The sequence below is a fragment of the Vibrio sp. genome, from assembly GCF_047973365.1.
GTDB lineage: Bacteria > Pseudomonadota > Gammaproteobacteria > Enterobacterales > Vibrionaceae > Vibrio.
In genome coordinates, this window is the sequence record NZ_JBKEBW010000006.1 from 1 (window position 1) to 6,106 (window position 6,106).

Below are 6,106 nucleotides of genomic sequence, written 5' to 3' on the forward strand. Positions count from 1 at the left end.
ACGCTTCCAGCTTAGCTTCCGCACTAAGAGAATGGCCATCAATTAAAAATGAATTTGAACCATGCATAGTGAAAACATGAGCCCAATAACGAACATGTTTTGTTGGGACAGAATATTTTTCAGCGAGCTCTCGAGGAGTGGAGCCATCAAGATACTTTTTAGCTACTTTGAACTTTAACTCGCGACTGTATTTGGACATAAATAAAAGACCCCCAATAATTGGTTGTCCAACTATTGGGGGTCACTTCAGAGCATGGGAACGAGAGATTTTCTTAACTGATTGGCATTACACCAAGCGGTGACCTTTTTCGTTTCAATGATCGGTAATTCTAACCATTGATATTCGGCCCTAACCATTTTTCCGCTTCAACACTATCCCAACCTTTACGCTTGGAATAACTCTCAACCTGATCATCCTGGATCTGTGCTACCGCAAAATAGCGCGAATCAGGGTGCGAGAAATACCAGCCAGAAACAGAAGCACCCGGCATCATGGCGTAACTGCTTGTCAGTTCCATACCTATTTGCTCTTCAACACCCAGTAATTCCCAGATAGCCCCTTTCTCAGTATGTTCAGGACAAGCCGCATAACCCGGAGCAGGACGAATTCCCTGATACTTTTCGCGAATCAAATCTTCGTTACTGAGGTTTTCATCTGGCGCATAGCCCCAAATCTCGGTACGTACTTTCATATGCAGGTATTCAGCAAAGGCTTCGGCCAAACGGTCAGCAACCGCTTGCACCATGATCGCGTTGTAATCATCACCTTTGGCTTTGAAGTCATCTGCCAGCGCTCGCTCACCAATACCGCCGGTGACAGCAAACATACCCACCCAGTCTGGTTTACCACTTTGTTTTGAGGCAACAAAATCAGATAAACAGTAGTTGGCACCTTTTGGCTTCTCGGTTTGTTGACGCAAGTTATGCAGCACTTTAATCACTTGTTGACGTGATTCATCCGCATACACTTCAATATCATCATCAATGCTCGCCGCCGGGAACAAACCACAAATACCATTCGCCTTCATCAGCCCCTGTTGCTCAATACGGTCTAACCAATCATTGGCATCTTTATACAGCTTGCGAGCTTCTTCCCCGACCAATTCATGGTCAAGAATGGCTGGGAATTTACCTGACAGTGACCAAGTCATAAAGAATGGCGTCCAGTCGATATACTGACGCAGCACAGAGACATCAAAGTCTTTGAACACATGAATACCCGGTTTAACTGGTGCCGGTGGCGTATAGGTTTGCCAATCAATAGCAGCTTTATTCGCCCGCGCTTGTTGCAGCGTTACAGGACGGCTTTTCGGTTTTTTACGGGCATGTTGCTCGCGGGTTCTTTCGTAATCCAGATTTAAACGCTCTACGAATTCTGGACGGCGCTCATCGGAAAGTAATGCAGAACAGACACCAACAGCGCGTGATGCATTGTTCACATACACCACAGGTTGATGATAGTTCTGCTCAATTTTCACCGCGGTATGCGCTTTAGAAGTGGTTGCGCCGCCAATCAGCAGTGGCAGCTCAAAGCCTTGACGTTCCATCTCTTTGGCTACGTGTACCATTTCATCCAGCGAAGGCGTAATCAGACCAGACAACCCAATGATGTCTACATTTTCTTCGCGAGCAACTTTGAGAATGGTTTCACATGGCACCATCACGCCAAGGTCGATGATCTCGTAGTTATTACATTGCAGTACCACGCCAACAATGTTCTTACCAATATCGTGAACATCGCCTTTCACTGTCGCCAGTAGAATTTTACCGTTTGAAGAGCCAGACTGCTTCATCGCATTGATGTACGGCTCTAAGTAAGCAACCGCCTGCTTCATTACCCGAGCCGATTTCACCACCTGCGGTAGGAACATTTTGCCCTCGCCAAACAGGTCCCCCACTACGTTCATGCCGTCCATTAATGGACCTTCGATTACTTCAAGTGGCTTCGATGCTTTAGCGCGAGCTTCTTCCGTATCTTCCACGATAAATTCGGTAATACCTTTAACCAGTGCGTGCTCTAAACGCTTTTCAACTGGCCAGGTACGCCATTCCAGCAAAGAAGCATCTTCCTCTTTGCCAACAGCGTTCTCACGGTACTCTTCAGCAATGTCCAACAAACGCTCTGTGGCACCGTCGTCGCGGTTCAAAATGACATCTTCTACCGCATTACGCAGTTTCTCTGGGACATTGTCGTATATCTCAAGCTGACCAGCGTTAACGATCCCCATATCCATACCGTTCTTAAAACAGTGGTATAGGAACACAGCATGAATCGCTTCACGCACGTAATTGTTACCACGGAAAGAGAATGAAACGTTAGACACACCGCCAGAAATCATCGCATGTGGAAGCTCACGTTTGATGTCTGCTACTGCATTGATAAAATCAAGCGCGTAGTTATTGTGTTCATCAATACCCGTCGCAACAGCGAAGATGTTCGGGTCAAAAATAATGTCTTCCGCAGGGAAGCCTACTTGCTCGACAAGAATATGGTAAGCACGGCGACAGATTTCGATCTTACGTTGACGAGTATCCGCCTGCCCCACTTCGTCAAACGCCATGACGATCACCGCAGCACCGTAACGACGAACCAACTTAGCTTGTTGAATGAATTTCTCCTCGCCTTCTTTGAGCGAGATAGAGTTAACAATGCCCTTACCCTGAATACACTTCAGACCCGCTTCAATCACTTCCCACTTTGATGAGTCGACCATGATGGGCACTTTGGAGATTTCAGGCTCTGATGCACATAGCTTGAGGAATCGCTCCATACAAGCCATTGCATCGAGCATCCCTTCATCCATGTTGATGTCGATGATCTGAGCGCCATTTTCTACTTGCTCACGGGCGACATCCAAAGCTTCATCATAGAGTTCTTCTTTAATCAGACGTTTGAAGCGAGCGGAGCCAGTCACGTTGGTACGTTCACCAACGTTAACAAATAAGGTTTCAGGTGCAATACTTAATGGCTCTAAACCAGACAGACGACACTCGACTCTGATTTCAGGAAGTGCCCGTGGCGTAACGCCCTCAACCACTTTTGCCATTGCTGCAATATGCGCCGGCGTCGTACCACAACAACCACCGACTAAGTTAAGAAACCCAGCCTGAGCCCATTCACCAATATGCTCGGCCATATCTTCAGGTGACAGGTCATATTCACCAAATGCGTTTGGCAGGCCCGCATTCGGGTGCGCAGAAACATAGCACTCTGAAATACGAGAAAGCTCTGCAACATATTGACGAAGCTCATCGGGACCTAAAGCACAGTTCAGACCAAATGAGATAGGACGAACATGGCGCAACGAGTTATAGAATGCTTCGGTCGTTTGACCTGAAAGCGTACGGCCAGAGGCATCGGTAATCGTACCGGAGATCATGACGGGTAATTGGATACCAAGCTCTTCAAATACAGAGTCAACCGCAAAGGCACACGCTTTGGCATTCAGAGTATCGAAAATAGTTTCAATCAGAATCAAATCACTGCCGCCTTTAATCAGCGCTCGGGTTGATTCTGAATAAGCCGTCACTAACTGATCGAATTCGATGTTGCGATACCCAGGGTCGTTAACATCAGGAGAAATAGAACACGTACGGTTGGTTGGACCTAATACCCCCGCAGCATAACGCGGTTTATGCGGCGTTTTGGCGGTCCATTCATCGGCCACTTCGCGAGCAAGTTTGGCGGCAGCAAAGTTAATTTCTTCGCTGAGAGACTGCATGTCGTAATCCGCCATCGCAATGGTCGTTGCGTTGAAGGTGTTGGTTTCAAGGATATCAGCACCGGCTTCTAAATAAGCAGAGTGAATTCCTCTGATCAATTGAGGCTGAGTAAGAACGAGAAGATCGTTATTTCCTTTAAGATCACAATGCCAGTCGGCAAAACGCTCACCACGATACTCTTCCTCCTGCAACTTGTGCTCTTGGATCATGGTGCCCATACCACCATCGATCAACATAATACGTTGCTTTAGTTGCGCTTCGATCTGGTGTTTTAGATTACTACTCACAGTACAGCCTCATTATTCCTTTTTTTGCTTGTTTGACATCCTATCACAGATTAATTAGAAATCTAGACGTCTAAAACATCTAATTGCCATAAATGCGATCGTTAATATTTTGATAAATCTATAGGTAAAAAGTGTTTGCTATTTGTTCATCATCAAAGGACAATTTCGCTCACATTTAGTTACATTTGAAGAAGAAAATGTCGGTCTACTATACTCTGTGCTTCCTATCTGCTGCGGCAATGATGATTGCTTTTTTAAACAGCAAGATAGGTAAAATGCAAACTACAATAGCCATTACTGCTGGCTCCATGGTGCTTTCACTGCTTATCCTTATTGCTGGTCAAAACGACTGGTTCCACCTCACTCAAATCGCAACTGAAACCGTTACCAGCATCAACTTTGAGAATTTTCTTCTAAAAGGGATACTGGGTTTCCTTCTATTTGCTGGCGGATTAGGTATCAAGCTGCCTAATCTAAAAGATCAGAAATGGGAAATCACCGTTCTTGCATTAGGCGCGACGCTATTCTCAACATTTTTTATTGGCTTTGGTCTCTATTTTTTCTGTTACTTTATCGGTATTCATCTCGATCTCGTCTACTGCCTATTATTCGGTGCTTTGATTTCTCCAACCGACCCGATAGCCGTATTAGCAATTGTTAAAAAAATGAATGCTCCTAAACGTATCTCTACTCAAATTGAAGGGGAATCATTATTTAACGATGGCTTTGGCTTAGTTATCTTCGTCACTATCTTTACTATCGCTTTTGGCAAAGAAGCACCAACGGTAGGAAGTGTAGTGGCATTATTTGCTCAAGAAGCCATTGGCGGCATCATTTATGGCTTCTTACTAGGATTGCTATTCCATTACCTGATCAGTGCGACCAATGACCACTCAATGGAACTGTTACTCACTATCGGTGTACCCACCGCAGGTTATGTATTCGCTGACGTTATCCATGTATCCGGACCGCTGGCTATGGTGGTATCGGGAATAATGATTGGTAACTGGACGAGATTTATTGGCTTTTCGAAAGAGAGTGAAGAGCACCTCGATCACTTCTGGGAATTGGTCGATGAATTCTTAAATGGCTTGCTGTTCCTTTTGATTGGTATGTCGATGCTACTTTTCGAATTCCATCAAGAAGACTTCATTTTAATGGCTTTCGCCGTACCATTAGTGCTAGCAGCTCGTTATAGCAGCGTATTCGTCTCATACATAGGCTTCAAACGTTACCGTAAATATAACCCTTGGTCGATTAAGATCTTAACCTGGGGTGGACTGCGCGGCGGTTTAGCGCTAGCAATGGCGCTCTCTATTCCATCAGGAATGATGGTCATCCCAGATAAGCTTATCGATGTAAAAGAACTGATTCTGGTGATGACTTACTCTGTAGTGGTGTTTTCTATCTTAGTTCAGGGTTCAACAATCACACCAATGATTGACAAGGCTAAGCTTAAAGAGAAAGAGATGAAAGAACAGGAACAAAGTGCCACAGAGCAAAATAAAGTGCAGCAAAACAGTTAAGCTTTGATTTCCTAAACCCAAAACAGCAACTCCGGTTGCTGTTTTTTTATCCAAGCACCACAAAGTCTGTTATCAAAATAATCCAGCATCAGAATAATCTCGTCATCATAATCACGTCATCCCTGTGAAAACAGAGATCCCCTACTGTCGTTCTCCATCAGCAGATCCCAGATATTTCGTGCCGAAATTCTGGGATGACGCCGTTGGGTGGTGACCTTGGGTTGTAGGAGTGTGGTTTATTCCAACGTGAAAAAGCCCCGTCGTTTCTGACGAGGCTTCCTTCTCTATAACAAAAAAGCGTGGCGGAGCGGACGGGACTCCCTATCCACCTTGCGTTGGCGCGACCCCCGGCGTGACAGGCCGGCCTGCTCTTAAACAAAGAGGAACCCACGGATACCAATCACGTCATCCCTGTGAAAACAGGGATCTCCCTACTGTGCTCTCCATCGTCAGCAGATCCCAGATATTTCGTGCCGAAATTCTGGGATGACGCCGTTGGGTGGTGACGCTGGGTTGTAGGAGTGTGGTTTATTCCTAACGTAAAAAAGCCCCGTCATTTCTGACGAGGCT

2 protein-coding genes and 1 pseudogene are annotated in these 6,106 nt (G+C 45.6%); 1 reads left to right on the forward strand and 2 read right to left on the reverse strand.

Annotation, left to right across the window (positions count from 1 at the left end):
- Positions 1 to 199: pseudogene (locus tag ACK5MF_RS01025) on the reverse strand (helix-turn-helix domain-containing protein); the annotation flags it as partial.
- Positions 200 to 329: 130 nt separating this feature from the next.
- Complete coding sequence (gene metH / locus ACK5MF_RS01030; RefSeq protein ID WP_416918526.1) at positions 330 to 3,959, reverse strand: methionine synthase; 3,630 nt, start codon at positions 3,957 to 3,959, stop codon at positions 330 to 332.
- Positions 3,960 to 4,207: 248 nt separating this feature from the next.
- Here metH and ACK5MF_RS01035 point away from each other — a divergent pair, with 248 nt between their 5' ends.
- Positions 4,208 to 5,536, forward strand: coding sequence for a cation:proton antiporter (locus ACK5MF_RS01035; protein ID WP_416918524.1), 1,329 nt, complete (start codon positions 4,208 to 4,210; stop codon positions 5,534 to 5,536).
- Positions 5,537 to 6,106: the final 570 nt, after the last annotated feature.